This window comes from Pseudarthrobacter sp. BIM B-2242, assembly GCF_014764445.1.
Taxonomy (GTDB): Bacteria; Actinomycetota; Actinomycetes; order Actinomycetales; family Micrococcaceae; genus Arthrobacter; species Arthrobacter luteus_A.
Window position 1 is genome coordinate 2782409 of sequence record NZ_CP061721.1, and the last position, 18643, is coordinate 2801051.

General features: G+C 65.1%; 12 protein-coding genes and 2 tRNA genes. 4 read left to right on the top strand and 10 right to left on the bottom strand.

The window, feature by feature from the left end; translation table 11 throughout:
- Position 1: 1 nt before the first annotated feature.
- From IDT60_RS12765 to IDT60_RS12775, 3 genes are all read right to left on the bottom strand, one after another.
- Positions 2–955, bottom strand: a complete 954-nt coding sequence (locus IDT60_RS12765; RefSeq protein WP_164198809.1) for an electron transfer flavoprotein subunit alpha/FixB family protein — start codon at positions 953–955, stop codon at positions 2–4.
- Positions 956–969: 14 nt separating this feature from the next.
- Positions 970–1761 carry an electron transfer flavoprotein subunit beta/FixA family protein gene (locus IDT60_RS12770; protein WP_191079334.1) on the bottom strand — a complete coding sequence of 264 codons (792 nt, stop codon included), beginning with the start codon at positions 1759–1761 and terminating at the stop codon, positions 970–972.
- A gap of 235 nt (positions 1762–1996) precedes the next feature.
- Positions 1997–3592, bottom strand: a complete 1596-nt coding sequence (locus tag IDT60_RS12775; protein WP_191079335.1) for a S1C family serine protease — start codon at positions 3590–3592, stop codon at positions 1997–1999.
- A gap of 287 nt (positions 3593–3879) precedes the next feature.
- Here IDT60_RS12775 and IDT60_RS12780 point away from each other — a divergent pair, with 287 nt between their 5' ends.
- The 3 genes from IDT60_RS12780 to IDT60_RS12790 all read left to right on the top strand — a co-directional run bounded on the left by IDT60_RS12780 (position 3880) and on the right by IDT60_RS12790 (position 8384).
- Entirely contained in the window at positions 3880–5934 is a 2055-nt protein-coding gene (locus IDT60_RS12780; protein WP_164198807.1) for a TPM domain-containing protein, read from the top strand.
- A 108-nt stretch (positions 5935–6042) separates the two neighbouring features.
- Positions 6043–6834: a PspA/IM30 family protein gene (locus IDT60_RS12785; protein ID WP_191079336.1), complete on the top strand. Its 792-nt coding sequence runs from the start codon at positions 6043–6045 to the stop codon at positions 6832–6834.
- Positions 6835–6941: 107 nt separating this feature from the next.
- Positions 6942–8384 carry a deoxyribodipyrimidine photo-lyase gene (locus IDT60_RS12790; protein ID WP_191079337.1) on the top strand — a complete coding sequence of 481 codons (1443 nt, stop codon included), beginning with the start codon at positions 6942–6944 and terminating at the stop codon, positions 8382–8384.
- 32 nt (positions 8385–8416) lie between these two features.
- On the opposite strand, the gene IDT60_RS12795 is transcribed toward IDT60_RS12790, so the two are convergent.
- From IDT60_RS12795 to IDT60_RS12815, 5 genes are all read right to left on the bottom strand, one after another.
- The gene (locus IDT60_RS12795) at positions 8417–9349 is read right to left on the bottom strand and encodes a cytochrome b/b6 domain-containing protein (RefSeq protein ID WP_191079338.1); all 933 of its coding nucleotides are present in this window, start codon (positions 9347–9349) and stop codon (positions 8417–8419) included.
- Between the two features lie 129 nt (positions 9350–9478).
- Positions 9479–9555, bottom strand: a tRNA-Met gene (locus IDT60_RS12800).
- Positions 9556–9699: 144 nt separating this feature from the next.
- A tRNA-Met gene (locus IDT60_RS12805) sits at positions 9700–9773 on the bottom strand.
- Positions 9774–9850: 77 nt separating this feature from the next.
- Positions 9851–12832: a UPF0182 family protein gene (locus tag IDT60_RS12810; RefSeq protein ID WP_370590751.1), complete on the bottom strand. Its 2982-nt coding sequence runs from the start codon at positions 12830–12832 to the stop codon at positions 9851–9853.
- Positions 12833–12989: 157 nt separating this feature from the next.
- Complete coding sequence (locus tag IDT60_RS12815; protein WP_191081945.1) at positions 12990–14018, bottom strand: PDZ domain-containing protein; 1029 nt, start codon at positions 14016–14018, stop codon at positions 12990–12992.
- 306 nt (positions 14019–14324) lie between these two features.
- Between IDT60_RS12815 and IDT60_RS12820 the strand changes: the two genes are divergently transcribed.
- Positions 14325–15830, top strand: coding sequence for a zinc-dependent metalloprotease (locus IDT60_RS12820; RefSeq protein WP_223883979.1), 1506 nt, complete (start codon positions 14325–14327; stop codon positions 15828–15830).
- 9 nt (positions 15831–15839) lie between these two features.
- On the opposite strand, the gene IDT60_RS23570 is transcribed toward IDT60_RS12820, so the two are convergent.
- Together IDT60_RS23570 and IDT60_RS12830 are read right to left on the bottom strand one after the other, a co-directional pair.
- On the bottom strand, positions 15840–16469 hold the full coding sequence (locus IDT60_RS23570; protein WP_191079339.1) for a M48 family metallopeptidase: 630 nt from the start codon (positions 16467–16469) through the stop codon (positions 15840–15842).
- A complete protein-coding gene (locus tag IDT60_RS12830) occupies positions 16466–18601 on the bottom strand; it encodes an ATP-dependent DNA helicase UvrD2 (RefSeq protein WP_191079340.1) in 2136 nt (711 codons plus the stop codon). The genes IDT60_RS23570 and IDT60_RS12830 overlap by 4 nt, the downstream gene beginning before the upstream one ends.
- Positions 18602–18643: the final 42 nt, after the last annotated feature.

Genomic DNA, 18643 nt, shown 5'->3' on the forward strand with positions numbered 1-18643 from the left:
ATCAGCCTTTGCGCTTCTTGATCTCTTCCGTGGCCTGGGGCAGGACGTCGAAAAGGTCCCCGATGATGCCGAAGTCGGCGATCTCGAAGACCGGGGACTCGGCGTCCTTGTTGACGGCAACAATGACCTTCGCTGTCTGCATCCCGGCCTTCTGCTGGATGGCACCGGAGATGCCGGCAGAGATGTAGAGCTGCGGGGACACGGTCTTGCCGGTCTGACCCACCTGTGCATCGTGGCTGATCCAGCCGGCGTCGGTGGCTGCGCGCGAGGCGCCCACGGCAGCACCCAAGGCATCTGCGAGTTCTTCCACCGGGCCGAAGTCGCCGTCGAGGCCGCGTCCGCCGGCCACAACGATCCGGGCGTCGGTGAGGTCCGGGCGGCCGCTGGCCACTTTCTGCTCGCGGGCTGTGATGCGTGCTGCCGCTGCTGTGCCGTCGGCGGGCACCTCAACGGTGCTTGTCGAGGGGGCACTCGGTGCCGAGGCCGGCTCGGGGGTAACGCTGTTGGCCTTCAGGGTCAGCACGGAAACGGGCGTTACAGCCTTGGCAGCTGTGGTGTAGGACCCGGCGAGGACCGACTTATGTGCTGTGCCGTCGGCGTCGACCGCGACAACGTCGGTGATGACGCCGGCGCTGAGCCTGATGCCGAGACGTGCCGCGATTTCCTTGCCTTCCGGTGAATTGTCGAGGAGCACGGTGGAGGCACCGGCAGCGCCGACGGCAGCCGCGAGGTAGGCCGCCTTGGGCGCCACGAGATAGTCATCCAGGTCTGCAGCGGAGGGCTGGAAGACGGCACTGACACCGTAGTCGGCGAAGGCGGCCAAAACAGCGGGGTTCAGGTCGCCGTTGACGGCGACGGCGGTTTCGCCCAGGGCGCGGCCTACCGTCAGCAGTTCCAGGCTGCTCTTCTTGAGCGCGTCCCCGGGGTTGTCAATGAATACAAGTACGTTAGCCATGTCTGTGATCCCTCTTAGAGCAGCTTCTGGGCGGCCAGGAAGTCGACGAGCTTAATGCCGGCGTCGCCTTCGTCGGTGATGATGGTGCCGGCGGTGCGCGGCGGGCGCTCGGCCGCGGACGTCACGGTGGTCCACGATCCGGGGTGGCCCACCTGCGCAGGATCAACCCCGATGTCTGCCAGAGACAGCGTGGTGATGCTCTTGCGCTTGGCCGCGATGATGCCCTTGAAGTTCGGGTAGCGCGGCTCGTTGATCTGGTCGGTCACGGAGACGACAGCCGGCAGGGGCGCCTCGACGGTTTCCGAGAAGGTGTCCGCGTCACGGCGCGCGGTGAGCCGTCCGCCGTCGACCGTCAGCGATGACGCGAAGGTGACCTGCGGGAGGCCGAGGCGCTCAGCCAGTTGCGCCGGCACCAGCGAGGTTTCGCCGTCGGTGGAGGCCATGCCGGTGAGGACAAGGTCTACCGCGCCGAGGTGGCGGATAGCGGCGGCGAGCGCCAGTGACGTGGCGGCAGCGTCTGAACCGGCCAGCGCCGCGTCCGTGAGGTGCACGCCTTCGGTGGCGCCCATCTGGAGCGACTTCTTGACCGCGTTGACCGCGCCGGACGGGCCCATGCTCAGCGCGATGACCTGATTGCCGGCCTTGGCGCCGCCACGGGCTTCTGCCAGTTGCAGGGCTGCCTCCAGCGCGTATTCGTCCAGCTCCGAAAGGATGCTTTCATCGCGGTCCGTGGTGTAGCCCTCCCCGTTGAGGTGACGGTCGAACTGCGCGTCCGGTACATGCTTGACCAGGACGATGATCTTCAATGTCTCTTCCACTGTGTTTACAGCAGCCTTCCATGCTTGTGGACAGCCAGCCGGATGGGGTCATGGCCTCGGAACGCCCGGGGTACGGGTAGATCCTAGCTAACCATATAGCCGTGTTCCGTTGCCGCCCCGTTAACGCCTGTGTCACTGCGTTTGCCTGTCGGGGTCAGCGGGCAACGGACGACGGCGGCGCTCACCGGAGCGCCGCCGTCGTTGTTGCTTCGTGCCGTACTGCCTATTGGTCCGCCGCAGTGCCGAGCGTAACGTCAACCGTCTGCTCCTGGCCGTTGCGCAGGACAGTGAGCTTGGCGGTTGAGCCGCCGGCCTGTTCACGGACTGCTGCCGTCAGCTGGTTGGACTCGCTGATGACCAGGTCGTTGAACTTGGTGATTACATCGCCCACCTTGATGCCGGCCTTGGCAGCCGCCGAGTTGGCCTCCACCGTGGCCACGTCCGCTCCTACCGAGAAGTTGGAGGACGAACTCCCGGACGCCTTATCCCTGACGCTGACGCCAAGCTGGCCGTGCGAGGCCTTGCCGGTATCGATGATCTCCTGGGCAACACGCTTGGCGTGGTTGATCGGGATGCTGAAGCCCACGCCGATGTTTCCGCTGGATGAGGAATCGGAGCCGGCGGATGCGATGGCCACATTCACGCCGATGATTTCGCCGTCGGTGTTGACCAGTGCACCGCCGGAGTTACCCGGGTTGATGGCAGCATCGGTCTGGATCACGTTGATGGAAATGGAGCCCTGTCCCGACGTGCTTTGACCCTGTTCGCCGCCCGGGGGCGCGAACTTAAAGCCGCCTTCGTCGTCCTGGGACTCGTCGCCGTCCTTGGGGGCCGCCGCGGATGCCACGCTGATGGTCCGGTTCAGCGTGGAGACAATGCCGTCCGTGACAGTGCCGGTGAGGCCCAGCGGGGAGCCGATGGCGATGGCCGTGTCACCCACATTGAGCTTGCCGGAATCGCCCAGGGCGGCCGGGGTGAGTCCGGAAGTGTCGTCCACCTTGATGACCGCCAGGTCAGAGAGCGGGTCCGTGCCCACGAGAGTGGCCTTGAGGACCTTGCCAGTGCTGGTGCGGACCTCCAGGGCGGCGTTTGCGCTCTGGCCGTCGAGCGTCACCACATGGGTGTTGGTCAGGATATGCCCTTCCTTGTCCAGGACGATGCCGGAGCCCGTCCCGCCGGAACCGCCACTGGAGGCGCTGATGGTCACCACGCTGGGGGTGGCCTTCAGTGCGGCAGCCGTGATGGCATTGACGTCATCCTGGTTGTTGACGATGACCGTGCCGGGCTGGCTGTTGCTGCTGACCGCCGCCGGGGACCCGTTGTCGAACATGCCGCCCGTCGCCACCGCCCCCACCCCGCCGCCGACGAGGCCGGCAGCGAGGATGCTTGCCACGAGGGTGCCGACGCCGAACGCGGCCTTCCGCCGCGGGGCGTCAGCCGGGTTGGGGGTGGCGTTGTTGTATTGGTTTGAGTTGTACTGGCCCGAATAGCTGCCGGGAAGCGCTGGGTGCGCGCCGGGCTGGGCGTATTGGTGTCCGCTGGTGGACTGGCCGTACGGGTTCTGGTCCTGTTGGTTCTGGGACTGCTGGTTTTGGGACTGCTGGCCGTAGAAGGGTTCGCGGGGAGGATAAACCGGACGGGGTGCCCCGGGCAGTTCCTGCGTAGGGTTTTCAGTTGGCCCGGGACGGTCCAACCGCTCGGTCGGATAGGAGTGACCGCCAGCGTCGCTGCGGTCCTCCGCAGGGGTCCGGGCCGGATTCCGGTTCTCGTCCGGCTCCCGGTTTCCAGGCGCTGCACCCGGGGTTGGGTTCTCAGTCATGTGACTTCCTTTCATCCTCGTCTGCATTAACTATGTACCGTCTGACTGGAACTGGGGCGTGCGTTCGCTGAGAGGTTCCTGAGAGCGGTGTTTGTGCCGCTTTCCCGGCCGGCCGGAGGTTTCGCTGGTGGCATATTCCCCCCAATGGACGCACTGCCGGGTGCACCATAGAATCAAAAGGAAATGCCACAGCGACCTGCGGCTTTACACCAATGCGTGGGGGCGCTGCTGCATTCTGAGACGCTCATTCGTCCCGAATAGGTGTCAAGCGTGCTGAAGGGTTGCACATGCGGTCAAAGTTCAAGCGTATCCTCGCCGTAATCGGCCTGACCGGTTTGCTCGCGGTTCCTGCCGGCGCGGCTTTTGCGGAGGATCCTGTCGCGCTGGACCCGGTGACAAAGATTGTCGACAAGGCCGGAGTCCTTGGCGGCGACAAAGCCGAGGTTGAGTCAGCAATCAAGAAGTTGGGCACAGACCACGCGATGACATTGCACGTGGTCTATGTTAAGACCTTCACCAATCCGGATGTTCCCGCGGAGTGGGCCGCCGAAGTGGCAACGAATGCCAAACTGGGGCAGAACGCCCTGGTTCTTGCGGTTGCGACCGAGTCCAGGAAGTACCAGCTCAGCAAACCCGGCAACAGCAAAATCACCAACGCGCAGCGGGACAAGATCCTGTCGAGCGCGGTGGACCCACAGCTCCGCGCCGGCGACTGGGCACAGGCAGCCGTTGACGCAGCCGCCGCCATTGGCGATGCAGCAGGCGGCGGGAGCGGAACCGTTCCCTCCGGTGACGGCGCCGGCGCAGCCATCCTGGTTGGAACGGGCATTGCGGCCGCCGGTGGAGCCGGCGCGTATCTCTACTTCCGAAACAAACGCAAGAAGGCCGCCCAGGCATCCAGCGCCAGCTACGGTCCCCAGGGCGCGGAGCTCGATCCGCTGGCATCACTGAGCATCGAGGAACTCCGGCGCAAGAGCGGATCGCTCATCATCGAAGCCGACGACGCCATCAAATCCAGCGAACAGGAACTCGGCTTCGCAGAGGCACAGTACGGTGACGCCGCTGTAGGGAACTTCACCAAGGCTTTGGCCGAGGCAAAAGCCCACATGACCGAATCCTTCAAACTTCAACAGCAGCTCGATGACCACATCCCGGATACTGAGGAGCAGCAACGCAGCTGGTACGGCGAGATCATCCGCCGCTCCGAGGCAGCGCTCGGCTCGCTCCAGGAGCAAAAAGCAGACTTTGATTCCCTGCGTGAACTCGAAAAGAACGCCCCGCAGGCCCTGGCCACTGTCAGTGCCGGAGCACGCGAGGCCGACGCCAAGATCACCAGCGCCGAACAGTCACTGACGGCGTTGCGGGCCAAGTATGCCGACAGCGCCCTGGTACAGGTGGCTGACAACATCACCCAGGCCAAGGAACGACTGGCATTCGTTCAGAACGCCACGGCCACGGCCGAGGAAAAGCTCGCAGCCGGCGAAGGCAGCCTGGCAGCTGTTGCCGTGCGCGCATCTGAGGAGAGCCTGCATCAGACCAACGTCCTGCTTGATGCCATCACCAAGGTGTCCGCCAGCCTGGACGAGGCGCGCAGCGGTCTGGAGGCGGCCGTCGTCGAGACTTCCCAGGACCTTGCCCAGGCGAAGGCCATGATCCAATCCGGACAGCATCCCGAACTCGCCGGCCCGGTGGCCGGGGTTGAAGCCGCGCTTAGCCAGGTCAAGGCAGAAATCCAGGGCGGGAAGATTGACCCGATCGCCACCCTGCAGCGGGTTGAGACCGCGCACCAGTCCCTGGACCAGTCCCTTACCGGCATCCGCAACCAGCAGGACCAGGCCCGTCGCGCCCAGGCGTCCCTGCAGCAGACCATCATGTCGGCCCAGGCACAGATCAGTGCCACCTCGGATTACATCACCGCCCGTCGTGGCGGAGTGGGCACTGAAGCCCGGACGCGGCTCGCTGAATCGCAGCGCAATCTGGACTACGCACTGTCCATTTCCCGCAACGATCCCGTGACCGCCCTCACCTACGCCCAGCAGGCGCACGCCCTCGCAGCCCAGGCAGCTCAGCTGGCCCAGGCAGACGTCGACAACTTCGGGGGTTATGCCAACCAGGGCTTCGGCGGCGGGGGCATGTTCGGCGGACGGGGTGGAGGCGGCGGCGGCCTCGGCGGCGCCATCCTTGGCGGCATCCTGATCAACTCCATCCTCAACGGCGGCAGCGGCGGCGGTTGGGGCGGCGGTCACAGCGACGGCGGCGGCTGGGGCGGTGACGGCGGCGGTTTCGGCGGCGGAGACATGGGCGGCTGGGGCGGTGACTCCGGCGGCGGCGGTGACTTCTAAGCGCTGAAGGCGGGGCGCCGACGCTACCGCGCGCCGGCGCAAGGAAGCTGTACAACAACGGTTCACTGATTTCAGTGGCCACCACTGAGCAGGACGAAAGGTAACACTATGGTTAAGCAGTCCATTTTCGGCCGGATCGCGCAGCTTGCAAAGGCGAACATCAACTCTTTGCTGGACAACGCTGAGGATCCGCAGAAGATGCTGGACCAGATGGTCCGGGACTACACGAACAACATTGCGGAAGCTGAATCCGCAGTTGCCCAGACCATCGGAAACCTCCGGATGCTCGAGGACGACTACCGCGAAGACGTCAAGAACGCACAGGACTGGGGCAACAAGGCCCTGGCCGCCTCGCGCAAGGCGGACGAGTATCGTGCCGGCGGCGACACCGTTGATGCCGAGAAGTTCGACAACCTCGCCAAGGTGGCCCTGCAGCGCCAGATGTCCGCTGAGAACGAGGCCAAGGGCGCAGAGCCCAGCATCGCCTCGCAGCGCGAAGTGGTGGACAAGCTCAAGACCGGCCTGGACCAGATGAAGGGCAAGCTCAACGAGCTGACCAGCAAGCGCAACGAACTGGTGGCCCGCTCGAAGACTGCGGCAGCACAGTCCCAGGTCCACGACGCCATCAAGAGCATCGACTTCATGGATCCCACCAGCGAGGTTGGCCGCTTCGAAGAGAAGATCCGCCGTGAAGAGGCCAAGGTCCGCGGCCAGCAGGAACTTGCTGCGTCGAGCCTGGACGCCCAGTTCAACCAGCTCGAGGACCTCGGGGAGCAGACCGAAATCGAAGCTCGCCTGGCAGCCCTGAAGTCCGGCGGCGCCAAGCCTGCGCTCGGAGCCTCGGGCGACTCCATCCGGTCCGGGTCCACCGTGGACGAAGCCGACTTCGACAAACTGTAGCCACCGGCCTCCGCTGGATCAGCGGGCGGCGCCGTCAAGGCCGGGGTTCATCATGAACTCCGGCCTTTGCCGGCTGGCGCTGCTGGTTGGTGTGTAGCGTGGAGTCCATGGCTTCTTCCGTCGCATCGACCATCGTCTGGCTCCGTGATGACCTCCGTCTGGACGATAATCCTGCCCTCTCCCACGCCGCCGGGCTCGGCCTGCCACTCACGGTGGTCTACATCCTGGACGAGGAATCAGACGGGATCCGGCCCCTCGGCGGTGCCGTCCGGTGGTGGCTGCACCACTCCCTGACGTCGCTGGCGGCCGATCTGGAAAAAACCGGTTCGGCCCTCACCCTCAGGCGCGGTCCGGCCGCCAAGGTCATACGGGAGCTGGCGGAGGAAACAGGTGCCCGGCAGCTGGTCTGGAACCGCCGCTATGGCGGCCCCGAACGTGCGCTGGACGCGGACATCAAGGCCTGGGCTGCGGAGAGCGGCATCGAAGCCACCAGCTTCCAGGCGAATCTCCTGTTCGAGCCGTGGACCATCACCACCGGCAGCGGTGGGCCCTACAAGGTGTTCACGCCGTTCTGGCGCGCCTGTGGGGCGGCAGGTGAACCCCGCAAACCCCTGGATGCGCCGACGCGCCTGCCCTCCCCCGCTCCGGCGGGCCGCAGGAAAATGGCAGTCAGTGAGCCGTTGGCCGACTGGAGCCTGCTGCCCGTGTCACCGGACTGGAGCGGCGGCCTGGCAAAGACCTGGGAGCCCGGGGAAGCCGGCGCGCACCAGCGGCTGGATGACTTCCTGGACGGACCGGCCGAGGACTACGGTACGGGGCGGAACGTGCCCGGAGTGGAGGGCACCAGCAGGCTCTCACCCCATCTTCGGTTCGGCGAGATCAGTCCGTTCCGCATCTGGCACGAAATCCGTCTCCGCTTCCCGCCGGAGGCGGGTCCCGACATCGGGATTTTCCGGTCCGAGCTTGGCTGGCGTGAGTTCTGCTGGCAGCTTCTGTACGTCAACCCGCAACTGGCTACGCGCAACTACCGGCCGGAGTTCGATGCCTTCGAATGGCAGAAACCCACCCCGGGCGAACTGGCGGCGTGGCAACAGGGCAGGACCGGATATCCGCTGGTGGACGCCGGGATGCGGCAACTGTGGCAGACAGGCTGGATGCATAACCGGGTCCGGATGGCCGCGGCTTCCTTCCTGGTCAAAAATCTCCTGGCCGATTGGCGGCTCGGGGAAGAGTGGTTCTGGGACACCCTGGTGGACGCCGATGCCGCCAGCAACCCAGCGAACTGGCAGTGGGTGGCGGGCTCAGGCGCCGACGCGTCCCCCTATTTCCGGATCTTTAACCCGGTGACGCAGAGCAAGAAGTTCGACGCCGAGGGCCGCTACCTGCGCGAGTTCATCCCGGAACTGGCCCCGTTGGACAGCGAGGCCATCCATGAACCGTGGAAACAGCCCGACGTGGAGGGCTACCCCGCGCCCGTGGTGGGGCTGCCCGAGTCCAGAGAGCGCGCGCTGGCCACCTACCAGCGGCTCAAGGACCAGAAGCAGGACTAAGGCGAAGGCGTGCGCAGTGCCTGGACGGGCCGTTAGCGGCTGACTTTGCCCGTCAGCGAGGCAATGGGGCGGAGGAAGAGTGGGCGCGCCAGGAACCAGGCCGCCACCATCACCGCAACAGAGGCGACGAACACCCAGAAACCAAACCAGCCGGCGTCGTCACTGCCCCCGTACATGTGGTTCAGGTTGCGCAAAGCTCCCGTAGCCAGGACGAGGAACACGTGCACCACAATGAACGCCACGAAGTAGATCATGACCGGGAAGTGGATGGCCCGCGCCAGTTCCATGGGATAGGCCTTGTTCAGGGCCGGTGCCTTCTTGGGCCAGGCCGGGGACGTCCGGATGCCGGAGATGAACGCCAGCGGGGCGGCGATGAAGACCGTGGCAAAGTACGTCAGCAGTTGCAGCGCGTTGTAGTTCACCCAGCCGTTGTCCGTGGGCCAGTTCAGCGAAGCGTACTGAAGTGCCGCAGACAGCGCATTGGGGATGACGTCCCAGTTGGTGGGCACGATCCGCATCCACTGGCCGGTGGCAAACAGCAGGACCACGAACACGAGTCCGTTGAGGATCCACAGCGCGTCCAGCGTCAGGTGCAGCCACAGCTCCAGCGTGATTTTGGCGGGCGGGTTCTTGGTCTTGATCAGGCCCTTGTTGTTACGCGTCCAGTGCCCGCTGGGGCGTGTGGTGGTCCGCACCTGCCAGCCGGTCCTGATGATGAGCAGCAGGAAGAACCCGTTCAGGAAGTGCTGCCAGGCGAGCCAGGCCGGAAAACCCACTGGCGCACCATCGGGAAGTTCCGAATGCCCCGGATAGTCAGCCAGGAACGAGGCCACAGCCGGGAGTCCGGTCATCCACTTGGCCAGGAGCACCACAAGCACCAGGGCCACAAGAGCGGCCGGCACACCCCAGTACAGCCTGGACCGTTTGCCCGTCGCAGAACCGGGCTTCTTCGTGGGTGTGGACATCGAACAACATTCCTCTCGAGAATGACTGACCAGTGCTCAAATGGCTTTGCGAACGAGAATACTAGGAAGCAGCAGTAATCGGGCAAAAGAAGACCCCGGCCGGCGTAATGCCGGTCGGGGTCTTTCACATGGTTGCGGGGACAGGATTTGAACCTGTGACCTCTGGGTTATGAGCCCAGCGAGCTACCGAACTGCTCCACCCCGCGTCGCAAGATCAACACTACCCTAGTTTGGCGGAGGCAATTACCACCCGCCCCGGCGGCCATCAGTCAGCGGCCCCATCTCCGGCACCGTGGCAGCTTAAACCAGAAAGTCCGGATCCTGTTTCCAGAATCCGGACTTTCCACCAGTTGCGGGGACAGGATTTGAACCTGTGACCTCTGGGTTATGAGCCCAGCGAGCTACCGAACTGCTCCACCCCGCGTCGCAAGATCAACTCTACCGTCCGGTGAACGGGAGGCCAAATCCTGGTGGCGTGATGTGCGTCTCGCTGGGCCGTCGTCAGTTACTCGCTGCAGGCGAAGGCGTCGGCGTGGCTTCCGCTGAAGGGGTTGCCTCCGGCGATGGCGCGGTCTCAGGGGCCGCCACCGGGATCTTCACCTCGGCATCAAGGGCCTTCTGCAGGGCGGCAGCTAGTTTCTTCTGCTCTTCCCCGTAGGCGGCAAAGTCGCCGGCGGCCAGGGCCGCCTGCCCTGCCTTGACGGCTGCGTTCGCAGCTTCAAGTGCCGCCTTGAGGTCAGCCTGGGCACCCGCGCTCGGCGGCGGCGTCTCGCCGGGAGCAGGAGGCGTCTGGCCGGTGTTGTCCGAGTCACCGGCAGCAGCACCGGAGTCACCGCCGAAGAGTTGCTTCAGCGCGCCGTCGAGCGTTGGAGCGAAGCCCACCTTGTCACCGAAGGCAACCAGCACACGCTGCAGCGTGGGGTAGGACGTCTCACCCGTGGACTTGAGGTAAACAGGCTGGACGTACAGGATGCCGCCGCCCACGGGCAGGGTCAGCAGGTTGCCGTTGAGGACCTCCGAAGCACCCTGGCGCAGGAGGTTGAGGGCCTGGGACACGGTGGGATCGGAGTTGAACTTATTCTGGGCCTGGCCCGGACCGGGAACCTGGATCTCCGGCGGAATCTGCAGGAGCCGCAGCTGCCCATAACTTTCGGCTTTCACGCCCTTCTCATTGCCGGCGTCAGAGTCAGCCGCCAGGAAGCCGTACAGCACGTTGCGGGCCGTGCCGTTGACAATCTGGGGAATGAACGATGACGTCAGCTGGAAGGCCGGCGTCTCCTGGTCAGGCATCTGCAGCGACATGTAGAACGGCGGCTGTTTGACGTCGGTATCCACGGTGGGATCGTTCGGAACACTCCAGACATCCTTTGCCTGGTAGAAGCTGCCCGGATCGGTGACGTGGTAGCGGCCAAGGAGTTCACGCTGGACCTTGAAAAGATCCTCCGGGTAGCGGACGTGGCTCATGACGTCCCCGGACATCTCCGAGTAGGGCTTCAGAGACGAGGGGTAAACCTTCTGCCATGCCTTCAGGATGGGGTCCTGGTCATCCCAGGCGTACAAGGTCACCGCACCGTCGTAGGCATCCACGGTGGCCTTGACCGAGTTCCTGATGTAGTTCACCGAGCTGTTAGGCAAGGCGACAGACCGCCCTGCGGAGGTCTGTGAGTCGGCAGTCGCCGCGGAGAGCTGCTCCTGCTGTGAGTAGGGGTAGAACTGTGAGGTGGTGTATCCGTCGACGATCCACTTGACGCGGCCGTCCACAACCGCCGGGTAGGCGTTGCCGTCCACTGTCAGGTACGGTGCGACCTTCTCCACGCGTTCCCGCGGATTGCGGTCGTACAGGATCTGCGACTCTGCGTTCACGCCATCGGACAGCAGCAGGTCCGAGGACTGGAACTTGATGGAGTAAAGCACCTTATTGAAGAAGCTGCCCACGTTCGGACCGCCGTTGCCTTCGAACGTGTACTGGTTGTCCGCTTCACCTTCTTTACCGGAAGGCCTGTCCTGCTCGCGGGGTGTGGCGCCGTCCGGCGCGCCCACAATGGAGTACTCCGGCGAGTTCTCGCCGAAGTAGATCCGCGGCTGGTACGTGGAGTCGTCGCCCAGGACGCCCGTGGAGGGAATGCCCGACTGCAGGAACTCCGGCTTGCCATCGACAGTGAACTTGTTTCCCTTGGCCGCGACCACGCCGTAGCCGTGGGTGTAGACAACGTGCTGGTTGAGCCAGCCCTGCTGGTTCGTGGCGACGTTGGTCGGGTTGAGTTCGCGTACGGCGATCACAGTGTCCTGGACCTTGCCGTCAACCTCGTAGCGGTCCACGTTCAGCGCGTCCGGGAACTGGTAGTACGGCCGGTACTGCTCAAGCTGGGAAAACGCATCCGAGATCAGGTTGGGGTCCAGGAGCCGGATGTTGGCTGTGGTCTGGGCGTCCGGGGCCAGGGCCCCCGTGTTCGCGGTGTTTGTTGCGTCGTAGCGGTCCACCTGGATCTGGTCGAGGCCGTAGGCGGCCCGGGTCATATCGATGTTGCGCTTGATGAAGTCCCGCTCGTAGGTCTCTTCTGAAGGCCGTACCTGGAACTGCTGGATGACCCACGGGTACACCCCGCCCGCGAGGATCGAGGTGATGATCAGCATGGCGGTGCCGATGACCGGCAGGCGCCAGCGGCCGATGAACGCCGCAACGATGAAGAGGATGGCCACCAAAACGGCCGCGACGGCGAGGATCGCCTTGGTGGGGATGACGGCGTTGACGTCGGTGTACAGCGCACCCGCCCAGCGGCCGCCGTCGCTTTGCAGCGCGGAGTACCGGTCCAGCCAGAAGTTGACGCCCAGCAGGATCAGGAAGGTTGCGCCGGTCACTGCGAGGTGGATCTGTGCCGCACGGCTGGTGAACACGCCGCGTTCCAGCAGGCGGATGCTGCCGTAGAGGTAGTGGGTAAGGATTCCGGCGATGCCGGCCACCACCACAACGCTGATCAGGAATCCCGTGACGAAGCCCAGGAACGGCAGGGTCATCACATAAAAGCTGATGTCCAGGTCAAACAGGGGGTCCTTCTCGCCGAACGGCTCCTGGTTGAAGAACAGCAGGACCCGCTGCCATTGGCTGGCGGCCGCGCTTCCAGCGAACAAACCGAACAGGATGGGCAGGCCCACCATAACGACTCGGCGGACCGGTTCGAGCTGTGCCTGGTACCGGTTGAGGTTGTCACGCATTTCAGAGTCGGGCGCATAGACGGGCCTGGCGCGGTAGGCGATCCGGATGGCAAAGAAGACAGCGGCGAACATCAGGGCGAAGCCGGCCAGGAAGATCAGGATCCGGGAGAGGTTTTCGGTCACGAACACTTCGAAGTAACCGAGCTGCTGGTACCACAGGACATCAGTCCACACATTGGCGAAGAAGATAAAGCCCACAACTACAAGGGCAACGACTATCAGGGTGGGTGTCAGGGCCCCTCGTCGTGATGGGGGTCTTCCGGGCGGGATGGGGCTGGTGGGACGGGACAAACTCGGTACCTCATAGCTGATCGTCAGATTTACATTCGGAGCGTGCGTGCGGTTGACGTCCGGCACCGGTCAAGCGTGTGGCAACGTCCGTCATATCTGCCACGAGTGGCGGTAAAGCTTAGTTCCTGGCCTCAGTCTAGTTGGTGGTGCAGACGGGCAAACCCGCCGTGTCCTGGCCCGATCCGGCAAGTTCGACGGCGGAGCGCGCCTGGGCGAGATTCTCAACTTTGACCACCTGCAGTCCTTCCGGAATGTGTCCCGGAACTTCGTCACAGTTTTCTGCCGGTGCCAGGAAGAGTGTGGCCCCGCCGGCACGCGCGCCCTGCATTTTCTGCTGGATGCCGCCAATGGGACCCACAATGCCGTCGGGATTGATGGTCCCGGTGCCGGCGACGTGCTTGCCGCCTGTCAGGTCACCCGGTGTGACGGTGTCGATAATGCCCAGCGAGAACATCAAGCCGGCGCTGGGACCGCCCACCTTGTCCAAGGAAATTGTCACGTCGAACGGAAAGTCGAACAGATACTTCAGCATGACGCCGAGGATGTAGCGGCCCGCGCCGTTGTCCATGGGAGTGATGGTCTGGCTAACGGACTCCCCTGCCCGCTGAACAACGAGTGTGACTGGCGCGCCCTTTCCGGCGGCGAGTTCTTCCTGCACCACCGCGAGGGACGTGATCGGCTTGCCGTTGATCGTTTCGAAGATGTCGCCGTTTTCGATTTTGCCCGTCGACGGCGACCCATCGGTCAGCCCTGCTGCCTGCAGTTGCTGGCCGAAGGGGATGTCGAGCTCCCGCAGCGCCGAAGCCACCGCGTTCTCCTGGGATGTGGTCATGGCCACAGAGCTCTGTTCCTCGGCCTGCTCCCTGGTGGTGCCCGTGGGGTAAATCAGCTCTTGGGGGTAGACGGATTTGGACCGGTCCAGCCATGCACCAAACACGCCCAGGATGCTGAGCGGGCCGTTCGGGCCGCCTTCCACATACACGGTGGTCAGGTCGAGGTTGCCTTTGGCGGGATAGGTCTCGTGTCCCTTAACGCTGATCACGGGGTTCTCCCCGGTCCGGTCGAGGGTGTTGAAGGTGGGTCCGGCCTTCTCCACAACGTACGGCACAGGAATGGTGCCTGCCGCGATCCCCAGCCCCAGTGCCAGCATTCCGGCCAGCATCATCACGGACACCCGCCGATCCCCCTGCCGGGACTCCCGCGGAGTATATTGCCCGGCAGGAACTCTCTCCGGTGCTCCTGCCGGTGCTCCTGCCGGGGCTCCGGCACCTGAAGTTGCGCCGGCGTCGAGCTCTGGAGCGTGGTCCTCGTTGGGATGGTCGCCACGGGTTGTAGTCACTGAACCAACACTACGCGGTGGCGCCCGCGGCCAGCTCTTTGCCTACAGCGAACGCCGCCCCTGTCCGGCAGACAGCCGCCGCGGCCCGGGGTACCGTGAAGTTGAATGCTCAAACCGACGATCGGCGGGACCATGACCTCCAACCCACTCAATCCGTCCAACGGCGATGACACGCCCAAGGATCCGTTGACCGAGATGCTGCAGAACCTGATGGGCGGCAAGGGTATGGAGAACTTCGACCCCGCCGAACTGGCGAAAGCAGCCGGCCTGCCGGACGACCCCAACCTCCTGGCACAGATGTTTTCACAGGTCCAGGCCATGATGAGCGCCCCCTCCGAGGGGCCCGTCAACTGGCAGCTCGCGCATGAGAATGCCCGCCGGGTTGCCGCCAGCTCCGCCGACCCGTCAGTCACTTCCCTGCAGACCCGGGAAGTGGACGAAGCCCTCCGGCTCGCTGAACTCTGGCTGGACCCCGTGACAGACCTGCCTGCCACCGGGCTGATTGGCCGGGCCTGGTCCCGTGCCGAGTGGGTCGAAGCCACCCTCGGTACGTGGAAGCGCCTGACCGAACCTGTTGCCAACAGCATCGCCAACGCGCTCTCCAGCGCCATGACCGAACAAATGCCCGAAGAGATGAAGTCCATGATGGGCGGGGCATCATCCATGCTCCAGAACATGGGCGGAGCGATCTTCGGCATGCAGCTGGGCCAGGCCATCGGCGCACTCTCCGCCGAGGTAGTCAGCTCCACAGACATCGGTGTTCCCCTGGCCGACCTCGAAATGGCCCTGCTGCCGGCAAATGTCAGCGCATTCGGCGAGGGCCTGAGCCTGCCGGAAAACGACATCCGCCTGTTCCTTGCCGTGCGCGAGGCAGCCCATGCCCGCCTGTTCGTCCAGGTTCCCTGGCTGCGCGGCCACCTGCTCGGCGCCATCGAGGCGTACGCGCGGGGCATCCACATTGATACGTCGCGCATTGAGGAACTCGCCCGGGACCTTGACCCGAGCAACCCCGAAGGCATCCAGGAGGCGCTGTCCAAGGGCGTGTTTATGCCGCAGCGGACGCCCGCCCAGGAGCAGGCCCTCGAAAAGCTCGAGACCGCCCTTGCCCTCGTTGAAGGCTGGGTGGATGAGCTCACCGCTTCCGCCACGGAGAAGATGCTGCCCTCCGCGGCTGCCCTCCGTGAAACGGTCCGGCGCCGCCGCGCCACCGGCGGCCCGGCCGAACACGCGTTCTCCTCCCTTGTGGGACTGGAGCTGCGCCCGCGCCGGCTGCGGGAGGCCGCCACCCTGTGGGCCGTCCTGAAGGAGGAGCGCGGCATCGAGGGACGCGATGCCATCTGGCAGCATCCCGACCTGCTGCCCACGGCTGCGGACCTCGATGACCCGCAGGGCTTCGGCGGGCGCCGTCAGCTGGCAGAGGCCAGCGAAAGTGAAGTGGATGATGCCCTGCAGAAGCTGCTGAGCGGCGGCTTCGACGCGCCGCAGGATGACGCGGCGAAGGATGATGCGACGCAGCCCGGTTCCGGCGCCGATGGCTCCAAGGCCGGTGCTTCCGAGGCCGGCGCCTCTGACACCGGCGACGGGCCATCCGACGCTGGTTCGTCCGACGCCGGTGATGCGGACAAGCCCAAAGGCTAGCCAGGGATCCTAGTCGGCGTCGCCGTGGCTATGCCCGGTGCCGCCGGCTGGACAGGTGCCGTCGTCGCCGGCAAGGCCCCGGGACGTCGCGAACGAGACGCCTTCAAGGAATGCCTTGGCGCGCATGGTGTCCGGATAGGCTTCCAGCAGCTTCCAAAACGCGGAGTTGTGGCTGGCCACCAGCAGGTGGGCGAGCTCGTGCAGCAGCACGTAGTCGATAACCCACTGAGGCATGGGCCGGAGTTTGTCAGAGAGCCGGATGGTTCCTTCCGACGGCGTCGCGGAGCCCCAGCGTGAGTTCTGGTTGCTGACCCAGCGGACCGACGTCGGGACTGCCCTGCCGCCTAAATACCGGGCTGAAAGATCCGCTGCGTGGGAAGCCAGCGCGGAATCGGTGGCCGGCTGTTTCCGTGTTTTGTCGGTGCGTTTTTCACCCTGGCGGTGCAGCTTCTCCAGCATGCGGTGGACCCATTCGGATTCCTGGGCCGCCGTGAACCGGGCAGGAATGGCCACCACGGCCGTCCCGTTTTCCCAGAATGCTGCAACAGTCCGGGTCCGGCGGGCCGACCTGCGCACTTCCACCGGAGCCCCGCCCGGAGTGGTCAGCCGCAGCGGCTGCCTGCTGCCCTGGCCGCTCACAGGACGCTGCTTTCGACCAGCACCCGCAGCACTTCTTCCCCATAGCGTTCGAGTTTGGACGGGCCGACGCCGGCCAGCGCGGCGAGTTCCTCCAGCGACGACGGTTTAGCCTCCGCGATGGCAGTCAGCGTTGCATCGGTGAACACCACAAAGGCCGGGACTTCAGCGGCCAGCGCGGTTTCCTTGCGCCATTGCCGGAGGGCGTCAAAGGTCTGTTCCTCGTAGCTGGGCGGACAGTCGTTGCAGCGTCCCACTTTTCGCTCGGCGCCGCTGGCCAGCATGCTCCCGCAGACCCTGCAGGTGGCGGGTGTGGCAGCTTTGCGGCGCGGAGCCGGTCCTTTGCCACGGACACTGGAGCTGGCCACGGAGTTGGGCCGCAGGCCGTCAAGGAAGCGTGAGGGCTTGCGGTTGGCCCGGCCGCCGGGGGTCCGGGCCGTTGACCAGGACAGGGCCAGGTGCTCGCGGGCGCGGGTGACTCCCACATACAGGAGGCGGCGTTCCTCGTCCACGGCTTCGGGAGTGTCCGCGAAGGAGATGGGCATCAGGCCTTCGCTGAGGCCTACCAGGAACACAGCGTCCCATTCCAGGCCTTTCGCTGCGTGCAGCGACGCCAGGGTCACACCTTGGACCGTGGGGGCGTGCTGGGCGAGGGACCGTTCCTGGAGTTCATTTACGAAGTCGGCCAGACCGAATTGCCCGCCCCGGACCTGGACCAGTTCGTCCGCGAGTGCCACCAGTGCGGCCAACGACTCCCAGCGTTCGCGCAGGGCGCCGCCGTTATGGGGCGGGGCCTCCGTGTAGCCGAGGGATGCAACAATATCCCGCACCAGCTGGCCCAGCGGTTCGGGCGTGCCAGATTCAGCCACGGCCCTGGTAGCCGCCCGCAACTGGAGGATGGCATCGCGCACTTCCTTTCGCGCGAAGAACCGTTCCCCGCCCCGCAGCTGGTATCCGATCCCTGCCGCTGCCAGGGCCTGCTCGTAGGCCTCGGACTGACCGTTGGTGCGGAAGAGGACCGCGACTTCGCTTGCCGGAGTGCCGGCGTCGAGCAGTTCCCGGACCTTGAGGGCCACGGTGGCGGCTTCGGCTTCATCATCGGAGCATTCGGTGAACTGCGGTACCGGCCCGGCCGGGCGCTGGGCGACCAGCTGCAGCGGGGTGGCCCAGGCAGAATCGGCCACCGGGCCGCCGCTGCGCCGTGCGGCCAGGAGGTCGTTGGCCAGTTTGACCACTTGCGGCGTGGAACGGTAATCGCGGATCAGCTTGACCACGTTGGCGTCGGGATACTGCGCCTTGAAGTTGAGCAGGTGTTTGGGGGAAGCGCCGGTAAAGGAGTAAATGGTCTGGCTGGCGTCGCCCACGACGCACAGTTCGTCCCGGCCGCCAAGCCACAGTTCCAGGAGGCGCTGCTGCAGCGGGGAAACGTCCTGGTACTCATCAACCACGAAGTGCCGGTACTGTTCGCGGACAGTGGCGGCCACTTTCTGGTCCTCCTGCAGTATCCCCACCGTAATCAGCAGTACATCCTCGAAGTCGATTACGTTGCGGTCAGTCTTGACATCCTCGTAGGACTGGAAGACCCGCGCGACGGCGGTGAGGTCGAAACCGCCGGGGGTTCCCCTCCCCTGCGCGTTCTCCAGGTAATTGGCCGGGGTCAGCATGGATACCTTGGCCCACTCGATCTCCGAGGCGAGATCGCGGATGGACGCACGGTCGGTGCTGAGCCGCAGCCGGCGGGACGCTTCGGCGATCATCTGTGCTTTGTGGTCCAGCAGGTTGGGCAGCGTGCCGCCCACGGCCTGCGGCCAGAAAAACTGCAGCTGCCGCAAAGCCGCTGCGTGGAAGGTGCGGGCCTGCACGTTGCCCGCACCAAGGTCCCGCAGCCTGCTGCGCATTTCCGCGGCGGCGCGGGCGGTGAACGTGACGGCGAGGAGCCGCTGCGGACTGTAGACGCCGGAGTGCACACCGTAGGCGATCCGGTGCGTGATGGCGCGGGTCTTTCCCGTTCCGGCGCCGGCCAGGACGCACAGCGGGCCGTTCAGGGTGCTGGCGACTTCCCGCTGTTCGGCGTCAAGTCCCCCGAGGATGCGTTCCTCGAGGGACTGTGAACTATCTGGATTCTCTGTGGTCACGTCTGCTGCTCTGGTTGTGGGGTGTGTAAGTGGTACTGCCGC